The sequence below is a fragment of the Rossellomorea sp. ABR4_012 genome, from assembly GCF_056159545.1.
Map to the genome: position 1 here is coordinate 1,146,330 of NZ_JBSWVK010000001.1, position 18,899 is coordinate 1,165,228.

Below are 18,899 nucleotides of genomic sequence, written 5' to 3' on the forward strand. Positions count from 1 at the left end.
TGTGAGAGGCAGGAGAGGTTCATTCGGAATGTTTGTTGATTAGGGTGTGAAATATGGGAGTGGGAATGCTGTTGTTGTGTAGAATGAGGAATGAGATGTGGATGAGGAGGCTTGGCTGTGGAGAGGGAGTGGAGAATTTGTCGGAAATTGAAAAATTGTCGGTAAATGCATGTTTTTTGTCCGTATATTTGAAAAAATGTCGGTAAAATCAATTTTTCGTCCGTAAATCGTCCGCATTCGTGAAAGCATTTTCCGGTTTCATCAACAATTTCAAAAAGCGGCAAATTTCGCAAAGCCCCAATCCCACATAAACGCCAACTCCACATAAATACCTAACTCACACATTCAATAAAAAAATCATATAATCGTTTCACTCAAAAAGTCCCGCAGCTCGGCTGCTTCTTCTGGCGTCAGTTTGTAAACACTCTCCAGGTAGCCAGGTTCATCGAGGTCGTCGCGGCCGATGATGGCGAAACGGCTTCCTTGAAGGTCGAGTACGAGTGATTTTCCATAATATCGATCGGTCTGGGTGATAGCCAAATCATAGCGCTGGTTTTCTCCCATAAAACTTACAAAGCGTGTTTTTGTCTGTTCGATATCATCATATAAATAAAATCGGTCTGTCATCACGATTCCTCCTCTAATTCGTCAGCTTTCTTCATCATAACAAACTGAAGCGCGAATTGCAGTGAAGACGCCACTATATAGACTGCACAAAAATTATGTTAAACTATAAGAGGATGTCAATCAGAAGAGGTGAACAGAATGTATTTCGTGGACAGAGAAAAAATTGAAGAAATTTTACTATTTATGAATCATCAATTAAGCATGTTAACTAATCAATCAGAATGGGAATCCAACATGGAAAAGCTCGGTCTTGAAAGAATCGGCCATATTCTTATCGAATCGGTACTTGATGTGGGGAACAGCATGATTGATGGTTTTATCATGAGAGATCCCGGCAGCTACGAAGACATCATTGATATATTGCTGGATGAAAAAGTCATCAATGAAGAGATGAGCGAGGATTTAAAACGATTGATCGAACAGCGTAAAGTTTTGGTTCAAGAATATACAAACGTCGATCATGAAGCACTACAGCGGATCCTTCATGACGTACGTTATACATTAAAGCAATTTCCTGTTCATGTACGCAGCTATTTGGAAAATGAACTTGGACCCGTTTCAGCATTCAAAAAATAATGCACATCACCGGCGCTTTCTTTTAAGAAAGCGTTTTCTTTATATAATTCAAAAAAACTTACATACTAAAAGTATCAAAATGGAGGTACAAAATGAAACAATACAAAGGCTATTTAATCGACTTGGATGGAACGATGTATAGAGGAAAAGAAGTCATCAAGGAAGCGGGAGACTTTGTCCGCCGCCTGCAGGAAAAAGGGCTGCCATATCTGTTTGTGACGAATAATTCATCACGCCGCCCTGAACAGGTCGCTGAAAAGCTCCAGACATTCGGCATTTCAGCTGAGAAAGAACAGGTATTTACGACTTCAATGGCGACTGCCCAATTCATTGCTGACAAAAAGCCCGGCAGCACAGCCTATGTCATCGGAGAAGAGGGAATCCGCTCGGCATTGGAGGAAAAAGGCATTACCCTGCAAGACGAAAACCCCGATTATGTCGTGGTAGGGATCGACCGCGGCATCAATTATGAGAAACTTGCCCTTGCATGTCTTGGGGTGCGTAATGGGGCGACGTTCATTTCAACAAACGGGGATATCGCCATTCCTACAGAAAGAGGTTTGCTGCCCGGAAATGGTTCACTGACTTCTGTCGTTGCGGTTTCGACCCAGACAGAGCCGATCTTCATCGGCAAGCCTGAATCCATCATCATGGAGCAGGCATTGGAAGTGCTTGGTGTCGCAAAAGAAGATACATTAATGGTCGGCGATAATTATGATACAGATATTAAAGCCGGAATGAATGCAGGATTGGATACTCTTCTCGTCCATACCGGTGTCACAACAAAAGAGATCTTGAAACAGATGGAAAAACAGCCCACATATACAATCAACACGCTGGATGAGTGGGATGTTTAGAAAAGGAAAAGGTGATGGACACTTAGTCTATCACCTTTTTTAATAAAAATGATGTTCTGGAACATATTTGAATTAGACAAGATCTTTTTATGTAGGTAAAATAAATCAGGGAAATGAAATATATTTCCTGAAACTTTGTACAAAAGGGGAGACGGAATAAATATATAAAAGAAAAGGAACGAATGACGTTTTAGTCATTTTTTTTAGGGTAGAGGGGTAGTAATAAGTAAAAATTAATCCTGTCCTATTGACTCTTTTATTTGGTAAAAATGAAAAAGGTAGTGTGAATGATGAGTATTACTGAGTTGATTGGAAAAAACATCAGAATGCACAGGCGGGCGAAAGACATTACAATTCAAGAGCTCAGCGAAAGAAGTGGATTGACTGTAAATTATATTTCTTTGATTGAAAAAGGGGATGCAAATGCATCAATAAACAAAATTCATGCGATCATTCAAGGCTTACAGATTCACTGGGTAGACATCATACCTACTCCTGAAGAAGAGAAGATGCTCAATGCTGTTTCTGAGTAAAGAAAATGAGGTTTCTTCTGGACATCTCGTGCTTGATCAATTGTATAAACTCTTTGTCTAAATGCAATGCATTTGCTTTTTTATACGCTTCTAATAAGGCTTGATCACTGAGTATCTTAATTTGGACTCACCTCGATCCTTTTCATTGTTGCAACCAATGGAAAAGGTGGGAATTTTTATGAATCGTGATAGCCTTATATTGTGTATAAGAAGTAATGATTTTACAAAAATAATTACAATTATTACAACTATATTTGTAATTATAGTGAAAAAATTTTTAGCATGCAATAAAAAACTTTCTAAAACATAAATGTTTTTACGAAATGTTGTATGCTGTTTACACGAAAAAACAGACACTCGAAAAAGAGGTCTGTTTTTCTTTTTATAAACATTTTCCAATATGATTTGCAGGTTTCATCTATTCCTGATTCTCATTCCGATGAGCAAGACGGCTTGAAGCGGCAGCTGCAATGGCCCCGACGATATCATCTAGGAAGGTATGGCACATACCAGAAGATTTATCATTTAAATTCTTCAAAATACCGGGTTTCTGTTTATCGATAAAACCGTAGTTAGTAAAGCCGATCGATCCATACACATTCACAATCGAGAAGGCAAGGATTTCATCCACTCCGTATAAACCTTCATCCACTTCCACAATCGATTGCAGGGGCTCTTCAAGCATTTTCTTTTCTGCTAACCGGTCCAATTGAATTCCCGTTAGAATGGCATTCTGAACTTCACGTTTTGTTAACACTCTTTCCACGTTATAAATGCATTCTTCCAGTTCAAGGTCAGGATGGTATTTCTGTTGAAGGTACATAACTAAATTGGCGATGTCTTCAATTTCGACTCCTCTTTCATGCAGCCATCTTCTTGAGGTTTCTTTTAATATATCCATTGATTTTTTGTCCTTCATCCAATTCACCTTTTCTGTTTATAAATATTATTCAAGCGACAGAGCCTTGTTTTACTCATATGATTCCCTTTTTAAAAATAGACATAATAATAGCTTCTATCCTCATTCTTGCCCATCAGTACAGGGGGATATTCCTTGGAAAATTGATTTAATGTAAAAATGAAGAATCTAAGGCAGCGGACTTCACCATGAAAGCCGCTTTGTATAAAGATAGGAGAGGGTAATATGTCTCATGAGATGTTAGCGAAGCATTACGGGTTGACCCCTGAACGCACCTACTTTGACGGTGTGATGGACCGCTATATGGCCGGGGAATTATTATATAGTATTGTTGGCGTTTCAAATGTGGAACAGGAAACTTTGGTGGAAATCTATAAATTAACAGAGCATATGAAGTCACAAGGGGACCGTTATGTTTCTTCGTTCGTGCAGAGTACCGAGGGACGTTATCTAGTAACTGAAAATAAACAGGATTATGCGGTGGTGCGAAATGAAGAACTTCCCCCCGTTGCTGACAGCAAGGTGGGAAGAAAGCTCGGGAAGTTTCATTTTCGCGGCAGGTTATTCGAAGAGAAAGTAGAGAAAATCAGCAGGATGGGGCAGTGGAAAGCGTTATGGGAACGAAGGCTGTCGCAACTGGAAAAAGCCTACTTCGGGGTGCTGGAGAATCAGCCGATTGATGAATTTGAACGCCTATTCGTTGAAAGCTATCCTTATTATAATGCATTATCCGAAAACGCCATTCAATATCTTGTCGATACTGAGCTCGATGAAGATCCGAAACCTGAAGATGCAGGTACGATCTGTCACGAACGTTTTCAGCACACTACATGGGGGACCGAGACCTGTATTCACTTTCCGTTTCACTGGGTCTTCGATCACGCGAGCCGGGATCTTGCTGAATGGGTCAGGGAGCAATACCTCATGAAGAGCCAAACATTTCATCCCGGCATGCAGGAATTCTTAAGGGAATACGAAACGATTGCGCCGCTTTCACCTTTCGCATGGAGACTGTTGTACTCAAGAATTCTATTCCCGCTCCATTATTTTGAATGTATAGAAGAATACTATATCTCACAGTCAGATCAGCAAAAGAAAACGGCAGAAGATAAACTCGAGCGCTACTTGAAAAACTCAAATCATTACGAATCATTCTTGTCTGATTTTTATCACTTGTCTGAGGTACCGGTGAAAAAATGGGGGATTCCATTGGTAGGCTGGCTGTAAACCTTCGAACCATCAATGAAAGCCCTTTTATGGTACACTGTAAGGAAACGGAAGTGAAGGCAGGGAATCTCTATGAAACCATCTATTTTTATCACAAGAAAATTACCTCAGACAGTAATTGAACCATTGAATCAGGAATTTCAGGTGGAAATGTGGGAAAAGGAAGACGTGCCGGTTCCAAGAGACATTCTGCTTGAAAAGGCGAACGGGGCAACGGCATTGATCACCATGCTCTCAGATAAAGTGGACACAGAACTCCTTGAGCATGCCCCGTCACTTAAGGTAGTCGCGAATCTGGCAGTAGGCTATGATAATATCGATCTCGAAGCTGCCAAGCAAAATGGAGTGGTCATTTGTAATACTCCCGATGTGCTGACCGATACAACAGCTGACTTGACTTTTGGTTTGCTGATGGCGGCTGCACGCCGGATCGTCGAGGCTGACCGATATATAAAAGAAGGTAAGTGGGAAAGCTGGTCCCCTCTGCTTCTGGCAGGGGCAGACATCCATCATAAAACGATTGGAATCGTCGGGATGGGGAGTATAGGGGAAGCGGTGGCAAAAAGAGCGAAAGGCTTTGATATGAACATCCTCTATCATAATCGGTCAAGAAAGCCTGAAGCAGAAGAAACGTTGGGCGCCGTTTATGTGTGTCTGGAGGAGCTTCTGGCCGAATCTGATTTTGTGGTCGTTCTTGCCCCTCTTACTGCAGAAACGGAAGGGTTATTCCAAAAAGAACAATTTCAAGCCATGAAAAAGTCTGCCTTCTTCATCAATGCTGCACGCGGCGCAATCGTGAATGAAGAGGCATTGACAGAAGCGCTGAAGACAGGTGAAATAGCAGGTGCGGGGCTGGATGTATTTGTGAAGGAGCCGATCGATTCAGATCATCCGCTGCTCTCTTTTGAAAATGTCGTGGCACTGCCTCACATTGCAAGCTCTTCTACCGAAACCCGAATGGGGATGATGAATCTGTGTGTACAGAATATCCAGGCAGTTTTAAAAGGGGACAAGCCTAAGACGGAGGTAAAATAAAATTCAAAAAAACACGCATGGCATCATGCGTGTTTTTAACTGCCATTATGCAGGTAAAAGGTCTTTTTCAACAGCCAGGTAATATGGAGCCATCGACTGGCACTCAATCTTTTCAAGGAAAGAAGGTGCCACATCCGGTAATATACTCCGGGCGAATTTCCAAGCATTTTCTTCGATCCTCAGCATCAATCTGTTTCTTTCACGTTCATCGGCGCAACCTAAACTGTCAGCCAATTCCTCAAGCTCTTCGTCATGTGCATGCCCAAGTTCATGGGCAAGAACAACTTTAAAATAATCAGGTAAGCATTCATCTTCAGGAAACAGGCGAAGACATTGCTCAGTGACATCATCGGTGAACATTGTGATGGAATGGGTACTCATGCTGTACTTCCCTCCAACAAGCCGCCTGCCGGGGAAAGCATCCTCCAATGTCACACTCAGCACAGAATCCAAACGGCCTAACATCTCATCAACAACGTTTTGAAATATCTTTTTAGTCAATCCTTCTCTTTCTCCCCTTAAAATAAAAATCTTCGTCATTATAAGATGTATATGGGAAAAAGGAAACAGCATGCGTCAATAAGTTAATGGGAAAATTGGTATTTATTGTATTTAAGGGTGGGGAAGTAAGGAGAAATCCTATGGAAACCGGTGGAATGGAACTGGAGGACATAAAAAAGATGACTCAACATGTTGAGTCATCTGTACGTTTAAATTAGAAAACTTGTTCTACTTCAACGATTCCTGGTACTTCTTCGACTAGCGCACGTTCAATACCAGCTTTAAGAGTGATTGTTGAACTTGGGCAGCTTCCGCATGCGCCTAACAGACGAAGCTTCACAATACCATCTTCCACGTCAACCAGTTCACAATCTCCGCCATCGCGAAGTAGGAACGGACGTAATTTATCTAGTACTTCCTGTACGGAATCAAATTGTGCTTGATCAGCCATCATTATCTACTCCTTTCCTTACTCTCTATTATAATGACATATCTGTAAAAAATCTATCAACCCGCAAACAATTGGGAATTTCTTTTTTGTTGTTTACAGATTTTTACGCATCATTTGATCTCCGTGGGAGGCTTCGCTTTCCGCGGGCAGTTGGCGAGCCTTTTTGGTTGTATAGATTTAGGGGTTCCATTTGTCCAGCTTCAGGGCTTAGAGGCACATGTCATAACCCAAACCGACCAAGAAGGCAAAGAACGCCTTCATGGCCGATTCGTCTTATGCCCCCCGCCTCTCTTCACAGCCCTTCCGCTTTTCTGTTAGGAGTCTGCGTTTTGCACTCCAATCAACCGCTGGAAACGGTTAAAATACCTCTTAATTTTATTTGTATGAAAATTCAATAACAGGGGGAGAGGACAATGGACATAGTTTTATCTGGTAATCTGCCATTTTTGTTCCCACTTTGCTGATTTTTTTGTAGAATGGGTGTATGAGGGGAAATAAAGGGGGAGAAGAGAGTATGGAGCGTAAATCAGTTGAAATTCATGTTTACGGCACTGAGGTCCTTTGCCCGAGCTGCGTGAATCTTCCATCATCAAAAGAAACATACGAATGGCTTGAAGCGGCAGTCGGACGCAAATACCCGGATCAGCCATTCATCATCAAATATATAGACATCCATAATCCGCCGGAAGACGAAGCCATTAAAAGCTTTGCGGCCAAGGTGATTGAAGAGGATATGTTCTATCCAATCGTCCTCTTGGAAGGCACAGTCGTAGGAGAAGGTAATCCGCGTCTGAAGACGATTTATTCCGAGCTAGAGAAGCATGGTTATAAGGCGGTATAGTATTCTTTAATAAAAAGACTTTTCCTTAGGGAGAGTCTTTTTTATATTGGGGAAATCAAAAAAGAAACCGCACGTAAAACGCGGTTTCTTCATACAATCATCCATTATGATATTTATACATCCATAAAACACCCGATTTCAGCAAACGGGCGACGCGCCCTGTGATGGAACGCTCGTTCACCAATCCGAATCCGTGCTTCTTACCGAGTGATCCGAGGATACCTTTTAGTTTGATTTTAGGCAGTTCTTCCGGAAGCGGCTCGTTTTTCCAGCGTTTCAGGAGAATCTGTACGATCTGCTCAGCCTGTCCTTCGGCTAACTGTGCACTTGGAGCTTGTGGAAGGCTCGCACAGTCTCCGACGACATACACGTGTTCATCGTCCGGGAGGTTATGATATTTTGAAATCACAACACGGCCGCTTGAATCTTTCTCGACATCCATTTCACGAACAACCTGTGTAGGCTGGATCCCCGCTGTCCAAACGATGGCATCGCAATAGATTTGTTCTTCGTGGTTATGAAGCGTATTAGGCTCCACTTTTGTTATGTTTGAATTATTGACGATTTCCACATTATTCTCTTCAAACCAGCCGTGGACATAGGAGCTTAAACGTTCCGGGAAGGCGTTCAGGATACGGGTTCCACGATCGAAAAGCTTAATTTTTAAATCAGAACGACTTTCTCGCAGCTCACTGGCAAGCTCGATTCCGCTCAGTCCGGCACCGACGATTCCGACGATTGAGCCAGCAGGAAGATTATTCAGTGTTTGATATGTTCTACGCGACTTGTCGATTGTTTGGATGCTGTAAGTGAATTCATCTGCACCGGGTACATTATGATATTTGTCCTCACAGCCAAGACCGATGACAAGGTCATCATACGGTACAGCATCCTGATCTTGAAGCTGGACCGTTTTATTTTTTGTATCAATCTTTGAAATCTCACCGTACACATAGGATAAACGGGCATGTTCCGGGAATGATACACGTACATGATGATCAGAAATCGTTCCGGCAGCCAGAGCATAGTATTCTGTTTTCAGGCTGTGATATGGGTTGCGATCAATTAATGTAATGGACACGTCTTCCGGGAGTTGGTTAGGTAACAAGCGAAGAAGCACGCGCATATTGCCATATCCTCCGCCAAGCAGCACTAATTGTTTCATGTTAATTTCCCCTTTTTGGCTCTCTGCAATTTTGTCGAAATGGTGTGTTTATATAAGATTCTCTACAAAGTAGAGGGAAAAAGGACTTTTGTCCTGATAAGTAAGCATTTTCAATATGATTCATAATTAGACGTTTTTTTCAATAAGTAAACCTATTAACATTAAAAGTATATCGAAATAACCTCGTTTTCACAACAGAAATAAGGGAAATTGTTCACAATCTGTTATACGGATATACAATGCACCATGATTGACGATTTTCTCAAAAAAAGGTAGCATTACAAAGAGTAGTGAGGTGATGGAATTGCAGCCTATTATTGAATTTTGTATTAGTAACTTAGCTAGCGGTGCGCAAAAAGCGCTTGAAATATTAGAAAGAGATCCGAACCTCGATGTCATTGAGTACGGATGTTTAGGCTATTGCGGAAAATGCGCTTCATCTTTTTACGCATTAGTGAACGGAGAGCCTGTCGAAGGGGATACTCCTGAAGAACTGGTGGAAAATATCTATCAGTTCTTAGAAGAAAATCCAATGTTCTAATGGTAGAAGCTGATCTTAGGATCGGCTTTTTTTGTTTTAGCAGTATTAAAATGCCTAAAACTTAAAAAATGACTATTAAAGATAGCTTATTTAAATAACACCAAAAAAGCTGGAGTTCATCCCCAGCTTTTTATTATGAAAATATATTCAAGCAAGGTTATTCTGCTTCTGCTCCTTAAAGCTTTCCCTCATTTCATACCACTGTTCTTTTGCCATTTCTACAATCTTTGGCTCGGTTGATAGATGTTGTTTCTCAATCACCTTTGACAGGTATTTCACGGATTCTTCAAATTTATCCTGACGTCGCAGCAGTTCAGCTATTAGGTATAGAAGCTTCGTTTCAGACATTGCGGTTCCTTTAAAGTCATCGTTTAAGTAAGATTCGATGTATTCATGAGTGGCGAGATTAATGAATCTTCTTTCCTGTTCTTCTTGATTTGTTTTCCGGTATAGCCAGGCTGTCCTTAAATATAACCCGGCGATGGTGATTTTCTTTTCTTTTTTGATCAGCGCACAATAGGCAGCGAGCTTGTACGTTTTGATTGCCTCATCCACTGAACGGATATGGCCGTAATCCTGAGGCTGCCAGTGACGGCTTATTTTCTTTTCCAGATCTGTTTTTAAAACCGGAACGATATACTTGGTGAATTCATCGGTGAATGAAAAGCCGCATTGAGGGCAGACGGATACATTGTAGAGTAAAGGGTTGAGTTCATCAGAGCCATAGACAGGACAAAAATCACTTTCATGACCTTTGACTTTGACGAAACGGGAGCGGATTTTAGTAGTGGAATAGGAATGTTTACAAGCAAGACATTGGACTTTTTTATCGTAAAAGGGGGTTACTTCAGTCATTATTCTCACCTCGATTTAGGGACTATTTTCCTTATTATACCTTGAAAGGGGAGAATTGGACTAGTGTTTTTTGTGGTTGAGTTAAAAATAACCGGGACTTTAGGGCGTGTTCAGCGCTTGGAGCTTTAGATGACAGGTTTTGAGACATGCACGAATGGAATCGATTGAGTCAGGCTCAATGTACTGTTCCTCTTTGACATCCCAAAAAGCTGCACTTGTTTTGAAAGTCAAAATCAGTCACATAGTTTCCCTCGGTTGAGTAGTAAAATAGAAAGGAGTATACTAATGAATAAGAAGAGAAAAGGTTGGAGGTGTAGTGAATGAGTGAAATTGTGAATCTGACAGAAGCTGCTGCCCTTCAGATTAAAGATATGATGAAGGAGCATGACGAAACGGATGCCCTATTGCGTGTCGCGGTAAAAGGGGGAGGCTGCAGCGGCCTTTCTTATGGAATGGGTTTTGAGCATGAAATTCAAGATGGTGATGAGGTGCTGGAACAGCACGGGATCAAGCTTGTCGTAGCGAAAAATGATGCAGCCATTCTGAACGGCACAAAAATCGATTACAAGCAATCCATGATGGGTGGAGGCTTCACGATCGACAATCCAAACGCCATCGCGTCATGCGGGTGTGGATCATCATTCGTGACGGCGACGAATAAAGGTACGCCTGAGAACTGCTAAATGATAAATAGGGAAGGACCAGTGCTCAGAAGAGCGCTGGTCCTTCTTAATTGAATCGCTTATATTTTCTTTAGCGCTTCTTCGATCGGAGCTTCCCCATTTAGGATTTCAAACACCTTGTGATTTGTTTCTAAAGTAGTCAATGATTCCACGAGGACTTTGGCTACGTCCGCCCGCGAGATGCTGCCGCTTTTATCGGCTATAGAGCGTTCTGCGATGATATTTCCGGTCGCATCGTCAAAGGTCAGGGCACCCGGCCGGACAATCGTATAGTTCAGGCCGCTTTCTTGAAGGTGCACATCCGCTTCATGTTTGGCTTTTAAATAGACGTGCATGCCTTCAGGAGCATTCTCCGGCTGATCAGATCCCATCGAACTTAACATGATAAAACGTTCGATTCCCTTTTGCTTCGCGTAATCAACCGCTCTCTTTGCTCCCTCTTGATCGATTGCAATCGTTTTATCCTCGCCTGTTTTGCTTCCGCTTCCCGCAGCAAAAATGACAGCATTGACATTTTCAAGGGCATAGGAAAAATCTTGTTCAAGATCGGCGACGATTGGTCTGGCACCGAGGTCTTCCATATCTTTTGTCTGTTCGGACATGCGGATCATGGCTTTTGCGAAGTGCTGAGTACTGTTTACAAGTTCTTTTATAATGAGGCGGCCGGTGTGCCCATTTGCTCCAATAACAAGTACATTCATCTCATCTCAACATCCTTTTTTGAGTTTTTTCCTTTATTATTGGTCTACCCATTACTTTCGAAAATAAACAAGGCTTAATTTCATACAAAAAAAGATCCAGGAACAATCCCTGAATCTTTTTTGGAAAAATTTAATCTGAAAACATGGACGTACTGTGCATCGGCTGGACTCTTGCTTTCGGATCCATGTAGGCTTTTGCATTGTTGACGGCAGTAGGGGCTTCACCGAAACCGCTGGCAATCAGCTTTACTTTTCCATCGTAAGTGGAGATATCCCCTGCTGCGTAAATACCTTCTATGTTCGTTTCCATCCGTGAGTTGACGACGATTGAGTTTTTCTCGATTTCAAGTCCCCAATCTTTGATAGGTCCGAGTGAAGAGACAAACCCGAAGTTGACGATCAACTCATCGATATCGAGGATTTCTTTTTCATCTCCACGGACTTCTTCTAAAATAATCTGATGAACCTTTGACTCATCCCCAACAATTTCTGCAGGTACATAAGGTGTCTTAAGCTCCACAGAAGAATTATGGAGATTTTCCACACTGTGCTCATGGGCTCTGAACTTATCCCTGCGATGGATCAGGTAAACCTTATCAGCAATCGGTTCGAGCATGAGTGCCCAATCGACCGCGGAATCCCCGCCGCCGCAAATCGCCACTTTTTTGCCTCTGAACTGCTCCATGTTATCGACAAAGTAATGAAGGTTTTTGCCTTCATATTGAGAGGCGTTCTCCAGTTCCAGCCGTCTCGGCTGAAATGCTCCGTTCCCGGCCGTGATGATGATAGTCCTTGAATAGTGAACTTCTTTATCAGTTGAGAGCTTGAAGCAGCCGTCACCTTGCTTTTCAACACTTTCTACCGCCTGCTCCAGACATATGGTCGTTTCGAACTTAGCCATTTGTTCCTTCAGGTTATTGACAAGGTCCTGAGCCTTCACCTTTGGGAAACCTGCCACATCATATATGTATTTTTCAGGATAAAGGGTGGATAACTGCCCGCCCAGTTGCGGTAAACTTTCGATGATCTTTACTGAAGCTTTTCTCATCCCGCCATAGAAAGCCGTGAATAACCCTGTTGGGCCGCCCCCTATGATCGTTATATCATAAACTTTTTGATCTTCCTTCAAGTAGATCCCTCCCAGAATAAGATACATCATTTTAATTTATTCTATCATAGAGAAATCAATCCTTCCCAAAATTTAGATTGTTTTTTTTAGAATAGTCAGTTCAAAAAAACTTCTATATTATAGAACAAAAAAATATTCCATTTTAAATACAGAAACAGATATGTTTCATTACACGTTGACCTGCCAAATCATGCTAATAAACGGGATTGCACATTGGTCATGCCTCCAACCGATATTTACAACGCAGCTCATAACTTACTCCATAACGGCATTTTACCTTATTTCAGCATCAAACGGATGCCTGAATCGCAACATATTGTCGCAATTTTCCCAAGAATGATTATTTATCTTTAATACCTTGAAAAGATAGGGTAAAAAGAATATTATGTAATGTAGGCATATTGTTAAGAATTTATGACAATTTTCGCGTTGTGCCTTAGTACGTGAAAGATGTCACATACTTATTGTTTTGTTTTTATACTACTTATACAGTAATCTCTTTTCATTTGAAAAGAATCATCCCGCATAATTTGTTTTGAATTCCGCTTTAACGGGGAATGAGATAGTAGCAGCAGATTGACGGGATAAAAAAGACCCATGTGGAGGACTCTAAAAGTATCCGACGCAAATTCAATCAAAAAGGTGGATGTGATTCAGTTGAGAAAGCCAAGAATCGTTGTTTTAGGTGCAGGTTATGGCGGGCTTATTACAGTAACTCGTCTTCAAAAGCAATTAGGTACGAACGAAGCGGAAGTCATCCTTATTAACAAGAATGATTACCATTATGAAACAACATGGTTGCATGAAGCTTCTGCAGGAACTCTTCATCACGATCGTGTACGTTATAACGTACAGGATGTTGTGAACACAAGCAAAGTGAACTTCCTGCAGGCAAGTGTTGAAGATATCAAAGTTGAAGAAAAGAAAGTCATCACAAGTGAAGGCGAAGTAGAATTCGATTATCTAGTCATTGCACTTGGTGCGGAGTCTGAGACTTTCGGTATTCAAGGCTTACATGAGCATGCTTTCATGATTTCAAACATTAACACTGCTCGTCAAATCCGTGAGCATATTGAACTTCAATTTGCTACGTACAAGAACGAAGAAGAAAAGAATGATGAGCGCCTGACAATCGTAGTAGGCGGAGCAGGCTTCACTGGTATCGAATTCCTTGGTGAACTTGGTAACCGTGTTCCTGAGCTTTGCAAGGAATACGATATCGACCGTTCCAAAGTACGTATCGTATGTGTGGAAGCAGCTCCAATGATTCTTCCTGGCTTTGATCCTGAGCTTGTGAAATACGCACGTGCCGCTCTTGAGAAAAAAGGCGTTGAATTCCACATCGGAACTCCGCTTAAAGAAGCAAAAGAAGGCAGCGTACTGATTGCAAAGAGTGAAGAAGAAGTAGAAGAAATCAAAGCAGGTACGATCGTTTGGGCAGCAGGTGTCCGCGGTAACCGTATCATTGAAAAAGCCGGCATCGAAAACATGCGTGCACGCGTCAAGATTAACAAAGATCTTCGTGCTCCAGGACATGACAACATCTTCGTCATCGGTGACTGTTCACTGATGATCAACGAAGAAACAGAGCGCCCATACCCGCCGACTGCTCAAATCGCGATGCAGCAAGGTGAAGTATGTGCACGTAACATTGCAGCTCTTCTGCATGGCAAAGACCATCTGGAAGAATTCACTCCAGACATCAAAGGTACTGTATGTTCACTTGGTGAAGACGACGCAATCGGTGTTGTGTACGGCAAAAAACTTACAGGTACAAAAGCATCATTCATGAAGAAGGTAGTAGACAACCGTGCATTATACATGGTTGGCGGACCTTCACTAGTATTCAAAAAAGGTAAATTCAAGTTCTTTTAAGATGAATAGTACGTGAAAGAGAAGAGTGGGATTTAATTCCACTCTTCTTTTTTATGTGAGGGGGTAAGCGTGGAACATGTGCGGAATTTGTCGAATCTTGAAGAATGGCAGATATAATGAGATTTTGGCAGATAAAAATTTTTTTTGGCAGATAAAACGAGAATATGGCAGATAAATTTAATTTTTGGCAGATTAAACGAAAAAACGGCAGATATCCAAGTCGTCCTCACCCATAGATTCGTACAGATCCCATTTCGAAACAACAATTAACACCTAGACCATCCTTCCTAAAAATCCACACATGACTTTTCTATCTTCCCAACCTGTAGTACCTTAAAGTAAAGAGAACTTCTATAAGAAGAGGAGGAGTAGGTTGAAAAGGGGAAAGGTGTGGCTGGCTGTTGCCGGACTTGTTATAGATAAAGATGGAAACTGGCTTGTTGTAAAGAAAAAATACGGCGGATTGAAAGGCATGTGGTCACTGCCTGCCGGATTCGTCGATGAAGGCGAAACAGTGGATGAAGCTGTTCTTCGCGAGGTTAAAGAGGAAACAGGCCTCACGACTACCGTTAATGGAATCATCGGGGTACGCACAGGTGTGATCGGGAATGAAATCAGTGATAATATGATCATTTTTCATTTGAATCATGTCGATTCGGATCTGTTAAAAATAGAAAAAAGTGAACTGTTCGATGTGCAATGGAAATCTCCCAATGCTCTGATGGTGGATGGAAAAACATCCGTCATGATTCATGAAATGCTGAAGCAGGGTGATTTATTCCAGCGCCATCAGGCCATTGAAGGATTGGATCCCGGTGAGCAGTTTGGATATACGAGTTATAAATTGTTTATGTAAAACTAAAGGTTATAGAAGCGTGCTTCTATAACCTTTTTCGATGTGTGCGTATCTCAGGAATGCATGATATCACGGAGAGCAGCAGTCATTTCATCAAGTGCCAGCTTGGCTCCTTCAACAGTTCCAATCATATTAATGAAGCTGTGAACGAGGTCTTCATAATGAAGATTCTTTACAGGTACACCGGCGCTTTTCAACCGTTGTCCAAATGCCAATCCTTCTTCACGGAGCGGATCGAATTCAGCCGTAACAAGTAATGTTTTTGGAAGGTCACAAACGCTTGGGCTCCTGAGCGGCGAAGCGAATATTTCATCGCCTTGGGCAGGGTCGATCAAATAGTGATTCCAGAACCATTTCATCTTTTCATTCGTTAAGTTATACTGATGATTTTCCCGGTAAGACTCAGTGTTAAAATGATAATCCATAACAGGGGTGATCAGGAATTGAGCAGTAAGCGGAAATTGTTTATCATTTTTTAAATAAATGGCTGCAGCAGCTGCCAGGTTGCCGCCGGAGCTTTCACCGCCGACCGCAAACTTTTTCGAATCGCCATTCAATTCCATTGCATTCCTGAAAGTCCATCTAATCGATTCCACTGCATCATGAAAAGCGGCTGGGTATTTATGCTCCGGCGCCAGGCGATAGCCCACCGATACAATGACAGCACGGGCATGTCTTGCAAAATAACGACAGACATTGTCAGAGCTGTCCAAATCACCGAACACCCATCCTCCGCCATGAAAATAAATCAGTACAGGAAAGGGGCCTTCACCAGGTGGAGTATAAATTCGGAGCGGTATGTCATATCCGTCAGCAGATGTGAAATATGTATCATTTACCGTAACTTCATATACAGGGATACTGGTAAAATAGCCTCTTGCCACCCTATAGAAATCTCTTGATTGCACGGGGGTAAGTATGTCAAGCGGAGGATGATCAAGCTCCTTCATTTTATCACCTATTGTTTTGAGTAAGGCGCTGACTGCCGGGTCAACTGCTGTTTTCACTTTTATCATATTAACGTATTCTCCAGTCTCGAAATCGATTTAAGCATTTCAACGCTGAGGTTCATTTCTTTCATTTTAGTATTTACTTTATGCCTCTCTCCCACGATTAAGGTTGCCTTTTTATTGGGCAGTTCAATTTGGCCGAATACCTCACCACCTAATTCTTTCAATATTGGAATGACAATTCGATTGCGGATATCAGGTTCACCGATGATCCGTTTTGCACCATACTGATGAAATAAGAATACAATCATCGCTCTTATGAGTGATAGACCATCTTTTTTATTCAAATATGGACGCGGGCCTATCAGTAAATGCATCCCTAAATCCCCATATTGATAATCATAATATTCTTGAATAGGATCATCTTTTACCGAATATGCAATTAAGTAACATACTGGCTCTCCGTTGTAATAACCGATATAAACGTCTTTATGTTTTGCTTCTATTGACCCCGACAGCCATTCTTCAAATTCCGGCATGGGAAGGTCCAGCTTCCAAAACGGTGCAATATGGCGTTCATGCATCCACTCATATAACATAGTCAAATCTTTATCGAAATCCACCGGCCTGAATAAGAAGTTGTCGGCATGGTCTCCATCTATGATAAAAAATTCTGATTCAGATAATAATTTAATCATGAAATTCCTCCTGTTCCAATATTTCCTTTTGTTGATAATGATTCTCATTATCATATATGTATATTGTAAGAATATGTGATTATTCTTGTCAATAAAGCTTTTGTCCTATAAAGACAGGTTGAATAGTTGAAACAAAGAGGGAAGAAAGGGAAGAAAAGGAAGAAAATAAAACAAGAGAACCTGATTAAGTTCTCTTGTTCACTTAGTTTTATAGGATTTTTACACAAAAGGAATCTAAAATTAGAGCAAATCTTTATCTAATCTGCCCATGATATATTTAAGCCCTGTACTTGAATCACTGTAAGTCAACACGTTTTCAAACTCCCCGATACTCATCGCAAGTTCCGGGGTAATCCCAACAATGATGCATTCAACCCCGATCAATTTTAAACAATCATACAGATTCTGGAGGTTTTGTCTGATACTATCGTCAAACCTGCTGATACCACTGATACTGATCATGACGTATTCAATCCGATTAGATACACACTCCTCAAGTACAGTGCTGATCACTATTTCCCCCCGATCAAGATCAAGCTCGCCTTTTAGCGGCAGGGCAATAGTTTTATCCCAGATATGTAAAATAGGTACTGACAGCTCCCGGATCATTGTTTCCCTACTCTTTTCTTCTTCAGCTTTTGACGTAACATCCATGAGCATGACCATGTAGCCTTCCACTTGTCCGGATTGCGTAGAACTTGTGATAGGTGTGATCACGATATCTGCAGCGAGCCTGTCCCTGATTTTGATTCTCGCTCGATGTCCTTCTTGAAGATTGTCCATAATCCTGCGCTGATAATCAGGTATTTTATGAAATTCATCCATATTCATTCCGATCATGTCTTCTGAGCTGTTAAGTCCGAATAAAGGGGCGATGGCTCTCATTGACTTGGCTGCTTTTGTATTCATCCACGTAACGATATAATCCTTATCGGCAATAATGATATTTTCACCTATGCTGTTTAACGCATCGGTGCTGGTAATCTCAATCGGAATCGGTCGATTCATTTTGGTATTCCACCTTGTTTATTCGATTTATACATGTATTTCTAATACAAGTATATCTCAAACAAGTAAAATGTAAAATGAATTGGGAGAGGCGAGGCGGGTGAAACCCCCTGATAAGTAGTGTAATGGAGATAAAAGTACGAGCTTCCATAATTTATTTAAAAATTCAGTAAATTATGTGAAAAAGAGAGATATTGAAAGATAACAAGCAATGTATTCGCTTTCTTAGAGGTACATCCTCTAATATGTCCCTTTTCATTCACGAAGATAGATGATATATTATCAGAAAATTAAGAAATTAAACTCAAAAAGGAGAGGGAATCATGAGAGCTACTGCAAGTACGAAAACAAAATTTTGTCTATACTGTTCAGGAAAAGGATACTTTCAGTTAGTGTTGGGTGGTTCTGAAACATGTCCTTGCTGCGGAGGCAGCGGAAAGCAAAAATAGAACGCACGGTCATCTGGACATATAAGCAGACCCGGGGGATCCGGGTCTGTTTTTGCTTGGCATCAGTTTTTGAAATTCAGATGCGGAACGGAATGCGAGTTATAACCTTGAAATCAAGAATTTTCGAAAAGCAGGCTATTATCGATAGATACATATCCCATTTTAGATATCCCAGCTTAAATTTGAATAAACAAATCGTCTTCAAAGAGGATTTAGGGTTGATCATCAGAAATTCAAGTGAAATGCGCATCTTTCTGTCATGCGAGATGGAAATATGCTGACCTTTTTCGATTTATGCTGAAAAATATGAGTTTATGCTGGTATATGCTGAAAAATATGAGTTTATGCTGGTATATGCTGAAAAATATGAGTTTATGCTGAATTATTTTAATATATGCTGACTTTAACAATAATTGGAAAAG

23 protein-coding genes are annotated in these 18,899 nt (G+C 41.2%); 11 read left to right on the forward strand and 12 right to left on the reverse strand.

Annotated elements, in window-relative coordinates; genetic code table 11:
* Positions 1 to 357: 357 nt before the first annotated feature.
* The gene (locus ACXAFV_RS05580) at positions 358 to 627 is read right to left on the reverse strand and encodes a DUF3055 domain-containing protein (protein WP_475125034.1); all 270 of its coding nucleotides are present in this window, start codon (positions 625 to 627) and stop codon (positions 358 to 360) included.
* 138 nt (positions 628 to 765) lie between these two features.
* On the opposite strand from ACXAFV_RS05580, the gene ACXAFV_RS05585 reads away from it, so the two are divergent.
* The 3 genes from ACXAFV_RS05585 to ACXAFV_RS05595 all read left to right on the forward strand — a co-directional run bounded on the left by ACXAFV_RS05585 (position 766) and on the right by ACXAFV_RS05595 (position 2,593).
* Positions 766 to 1,203 (forward strand): DUF86 domain-containing protein, encoded by a 438-nt coding sequence (locus ACXAFV_RS05585; protein ID WP_475125036.1) that lies wholly within the window; start codon positions 766 to 768, stop codon positions 1,201 to 1,203.
* 92 nt (positions 1,204 to 1,295) lie between these two features.
* A complete protein-coding gene (locus ACXAFV_RS05590) occupies positions 1,296 to 2,060 on the forward strand; it encodes a TIGR01457 family HAD-type hydrolase (protein ID WP_475125037.1) in 765 nt (254 codons plus the stop codon).
* A 290-nt stretch (positions 2,061 to 2,350) separates the two neighbouring features.
* Positions 2,351 to 2,593, forward strand: coding sequence for a helix-turn-helix domain-containing protein (locus ACXAFV_RS05595; protein WP_475125039.1), 243 nt, complete (start codon positions 2,351 to 2,353; stop codon positions 2,591 to 2,593).
* On the opposite strand, the gene ACXAFV_RS05600 is transcribed toward ACXAFV_RS05595, so the two are convergent.
* Complete coding sequence (locus ACXAFV_RS05600; RefSeq protein ID WP_475126076.1) at positions 2,574 to 2,714, reverse strand: sporulation histidine kinase inhibitor Sda; 141 nt, start codon at positions 2,712 to 2,714, stop codon at positions 2,574 to 2,576. The two genes, ACXAFV_RS05595 and ACXAFV_RS05600, sit on opposite strands and share 20 nt — an antisense overlap.
* A gap of 297 nt (positions 2,715 to 3,011) precedes the next feature.
* Positions 3,012 to 3,512 carry a phosphatidylglycerophosphatase A family protein gene (locus ACXAFV_RS05605; protein WP_475125041.1) on the reverse strand — a complete coding sequence of 167 codons (501 nt, stop codon included), beginning with the start codon at positions 3,510 to 3,512 and terminating at the stop codon, positions 3,012 to 3,014.
* Positions 3,513 to 3,737: 225 nt separating this feature from the next.
* Between ACXAFV_RS05605 and yutH the strand changes: the two genes are divergently transcribed.
* Together yutH and ACXAFV_RS05615 are read left to right on the forward strand one after the other, a co-directional pair.
* Positions 3,738 to 4,739 carry a spore coat putative kinase YutH gene (gene yutH / locus ACXAFV_RS05610; RefSeq protein WP_475125042.1) on the forward strand — a complete coding sequence of 334 codons (1,002 nt, stop codon included), beginning with the start codon at positions 3,738 to 3,740 and terminating at the stop codon, positions 4,737 to 4,739.
* Positions 4,740 to 4,811: 72 nt separating this feature from the next.
* A complete protein-coding gene (locus ACXAFV_RS05615; protein ID WP_475125043.1) occupies positions 4,812 to 5,774 on the forward strand; it encodes a 2-hydroxyacid dehydrogenase in 963 nt (320 codons plus the stop codon).
* Positions 5,775 to 5,819: 45 nt separating this feature from the next.
* Here ACXAFV_RS05615 and ACXAFV_RS05620 read toward each other — a convergent pair whose 3' ends face one another.
* Both ACXAFV_RS05620 and ACXAFV_RS05625 read right to left on the reverse strand, forming a co-directional pair.
* Positions 5,820 to 6,275, reverse strand: coding sequence for a hypothetical protein (locus ACXAFV_RS05620; RefSeq protein WP_475125044.1), 456 nt, complete (start codon positions 6,273 to 6,275; stop codon positions 5,820 to 5,822).
* A gap of 214 nt (positions 6,276 to 6,489) precedes the next feature.
* Positions 6,490 to 6,726 (reverse strand): NifU family protein, encoded by a 237-nt coding sequence (locus tag ACXAFV_RS05625; RefSeq protein WP_032086472.1) that lies wholly within the window; start codon positions 6,724 to 6,726, stop codon positions 6,490 to 6,492.
* A 514-nt stretch (positions 6,727 to 7,240) separates the two neighbouring features.
* Here ACXAFV_RS05625 and ACXAFV_RS05630 point away from each other — a divergent pair.
* A complete protein-coding gene (locus tag ACXAFV_RS05630; protein WP_475125046.1) occupies positions 7,241 to 7,567 on the forward strand; it encodes a YuzD family protein in 327 nt (108 codons plus the stop codon).
* Between the two features lie 97 nt (positions 7,568 to 7,664).
* On the opposite strand, the gene ACXAFV_RS05635 is transcribed toward ACXAFV_RS05630, so the two are convergent.
* Positions 7,665 to 8,732 (reverse strand): NAD(P)/FAD-dependent oxidoreductase, encoded by a 1,068-nt coding sequence (locus ACXAFV_RS05635; protein ID WP_475125047.1) that lies wholly within the window; start codon positions 8,730 to 8,732, stop codon positions 7,665 to 7,667.
* Positions 8,733 to 9,030: 298 nt separating this feature from the next.
* Here ACXAFV_RS05635 and ACXAFV_RS05640 point away from each other — a divergent pair, with 298 nt between their 5' ends.
* Complete coding sequence (locus tag ACXAFV_RS05640) at positions 9,031 to 9,273, forward strand: YuzB family protein (protein WP_175990762.1); 243 nt, start codon at positions 9,031 to 9,033, stop codon at positions 9,271 to 9,273.
* 147 nt (positions 9,274 to 9,420) lie between these two features.
* Here ACXAFV_RS05640 and ACXAFV_RS05645 read toward each other — a convergent pair whose 3' ends face one another.
* Complete coding sequence (locus ACXAFV_RS05645; RefSeq protein WP_475125048.1) at positions 9,421 to 10,128, reverse strand: DUF2225 domain-containing protein; 708 nt, start codon at positions 10,126 to 10,128, stop codon at positions 9,421 to 9,423.
* A gap of 320 nt (positions 10,129 to 10,448) precedes the next feature.
* Here ACXAFV_RS05645 and ACXAFV_RS05650 point away from each other — a divergent pair, with 320 nt between their 5' ends.
* Complete coding sequence (locus ACXAFV_RS05650; RefSeq protein ID WP_475125049.1) at positions 10,449 to 10,811, forward strand: HesB/IscA family protein; 363 nt, start codon at positions 10,449 to 10,451, stop codon at positions 10,809 to 10,811.
* A 59-nt stretch (positions 10,812 to 10,870) separates the two neighbouring features.
* On the opposite strand, the gene ACXAFV_RS05655 is transcribed toward ACXAFV_RS05650, so the two are convergent.
* Positions 10,871 to 11,512 (reverse strand): SDR family oxidoreductase, encoded by a 642-nt coding sequence (locus ACXAFV_RS05655; protein WP_475125050.1) that lies wholly within the window; start codon positions 11,510 to 11,512, stop codon positions 10,871 to 10,873.
* A gap of 130 nt (positions 11,513 to 11,642) precedes the next feature.
* Positions 11,643 to 12,641: a ferredoxin--NADP reductase 2 gene (gene yumC / locus ACXAFV_RS05660; RefSeq protein WP_475125052.1), complete on the reverse strand. Its 999-nt coding sequence runs from the start codon at positions 12,639 to 12,641 to the stop codon at positions 11,643 to 11,645.
* 657 nt (positions 12,642 to 13,298) lie between these two features.
* Between yumC and ACXAFV_RS05665 the strand changes: the two genes are divergently transcribed.
* Positions 13,299 to 14,516, forward strand: coding sequence for an NAD(P)/FAD-dependent oxidoreductase (locus ACXAFV_RS05665; protein ID WP_475125053.1), 1,218 nt, complete (start codon positions 13,299 to 13,301; stop codon positions 14,514 to 14,516).
* Positions 14,517 to 14,889: 373 nt separating this feature from the next.
* A complete protein-coding gene (locus ACXAFV_RS05670; RefSeq protein ID WP_475125055.1) occupies positions 14,890 to 15,372 on the forward strand; it encodes an NUDIX domain-containing protein in 483 nt (160 codons plus the stop codon).
* A gap of 53 nt (positions 15,373 to 15,425) precedes the next feature.
* Here the strand turns inward: ACXAFV_RS05670 and ACXAFV_RS05675 are convergent, their stop codons facing one another.
* From ACXAFV_RS05675 to ACXAFV_RS05685, 3 genes are all read right to left on the reverse strand, one after another.
* Entirely contained in the window at positions 15,426 to 16,388 is a 963-nt protein-coding gene (locus ACXAFV_RS05675) for an alpha/beta hydrolase (RefSeq protein ID WP_475125056.1), read from the reverse strand.
* Positions 16,385 to 17,020, reverse strand: a complete 636-nt coding sequence (locus ACXAFV_RS05680; RefSeq protein ID WP_475125057.1) for a GNAT family N-acetyltransferase — start codon at positions 17,018 to 17,020, stop codon at positions 16,385 to 16,387. Before ACXAFV_RS05680 ends, ACXAFV_RS05675 begins: the two co-directional genes overlap by 4 nt.
* Positions 17,021 to 17,260: 240 nt before the next feature.
* Positions 17,261 to 18,028 (reverse strand): STAS domain-containing protein, encoded by a 768-nt coding sequence (locus ACXAFV_RS05685; protein ID WP_475125058.1) that lies wholly within the window; start codon positions 18,026 to 18,028, stop codon positions 17,261 to 17,263.
* A 323-nt stretch (positions 18,029 to 18,351) separates the two neighbouring features.
* On the opposite strand from ACXAFV_RS05685, the gene ACXAFV_RS05690 reads away from it, so the two are divergent.
* Positions 18,352 to 18,477 carry a YuiA family protein gene (locus ACXAFV_RS05690; protein WP_162266043.1) on the forward strand — a complete coding sequence of 42 codons (126 nt, stop codon included), beginning with the start codon at positions 18,352 to 18,354 and terminating at the stop codon, positions 18,475 to 18,477.
* Positions 18,478 to 18,899: the final 422 nt, after the last annotated feature.

Coding starts and splice junctions, on each gene's coding strand:
- ACXAFV_RS05580 (WP_475125034.1), bottom strand. CDS start 627: ATGACAGACCGATTTTATTTATATGATGATATCGAACAGACAAAAACA.
- ACXAFV_RS05585 (WP_475125036.1), top strand. CDS start 766: ATGTATTTCGTGGACAGAGAAAAAATTGAAGAAATTTTACTATTTATG.
- ACXAFV_RS05590 (WP_475125037.1), top strand. CDS start 1,296: ATGAAACAATACAAAGGCTATTTAATCGACTTGGATGGAACGATGTAT.
- ACXAFV_RS05595 (WP_475125039.1), top strand. CDS start 2,351: ATGAGTATTACTGAGTTGATTGGAAAAAACATCAGAATGCACAGGCGG.
- ACXAFV_RS05605 (WP_475125041.1), bottom strand. CDS start 3,512: ATGAAGGACAAAAAATCAATGGATATATTAAAAGAAACCTCAAGAAGA.
- yutH (WP_475125042.1), top strand. CDS start 3,738: ATGTCTCATGAGATGTTAGCGAAGCATTACGGGTTGACCCCTGAACGC.
- ACXAFV_RS05615 (WP_475125043.1), top strand. CDS start 4,812: ATGAAACCATCTATTTTTATCACAAGAAAATTACCTCAGACAGTAATT.
- ACXAFV_RS05625 (WP_032086472.1), bottom strand. CDS start 6,726: ATGGCTGATCAAGCACAATTTGATTCCGTACAGGAAGTACTAGATAAA.
- ACXAFV_RS05630 (WP_475125046.1), top strand. CDS start 7,241: ATGGAGCGTAAATCAGTTGAAATTCATGTTTACGGCACTGAGGTCCTT.
- ACXAFV_RS05635 (WP_475125047.1), bottom strand. CDS start 8,732: ATGAAACAATTAGTGCTGCTTGGCGGAGGATATGGCAATATGCGCGTG.
- ACXAFV_RS05640 (WP_175990762.1), top strand. CDS start 9,031: ATGGAATTGCAGCCTATTATTGAATTTTGTATTAGTAACTTAGCTAGC.
- ACXAFV_RS05645 (WP_475125048.1), bottom strand. CDS start 10,128: ATGACTGAAGTAACCCCCTTTTACGATAAAAAAGTCCAATGTCTTGCT.
- ACXAFV_RS05650 (WP_475125049.1), top strand. CDS start 10,449: ATGAGTGAAATTGTGAATCTGACAGAAGCTGCTGCCCTTCAGATTAAA.
- ACXAFV_RS05655 (WP_475125050.1), bottom strand. CDS start 11,512: ATGAATGTACTTGTTATTGGAGCAAATGGGCACACCGGCCGCCTCATT.
- ACXAFV_RS05675 (WP_475125056.1), bottom strand. CDS start 16,388: ATGATAAAAGTGAAAACAGCAGTTGACCCGGCAGTCAGCGCCTTACTC.
- ACXAFV_RS05680 (WP_475125057.1), bottom strand. CDS start 17,020: ATGATTAAATTATTATCTGAATCAGAATTTTTTATCATAGATGGAGAC.
- ACXAFV_RS05685 (WP_475125058.1), bottom strand. CDS start 18,028: ATGAATCGACCGATTCCGATTGAGATTACCAGCACCGATGCGTTAAAC.
- ACXAFV_RS05690 (WP_162266043.1), top strand. CDS start 18,352: ATGAGAGCTACTGCAAGTACGAAAACAAAATTTTGTCTATACTGTTCA.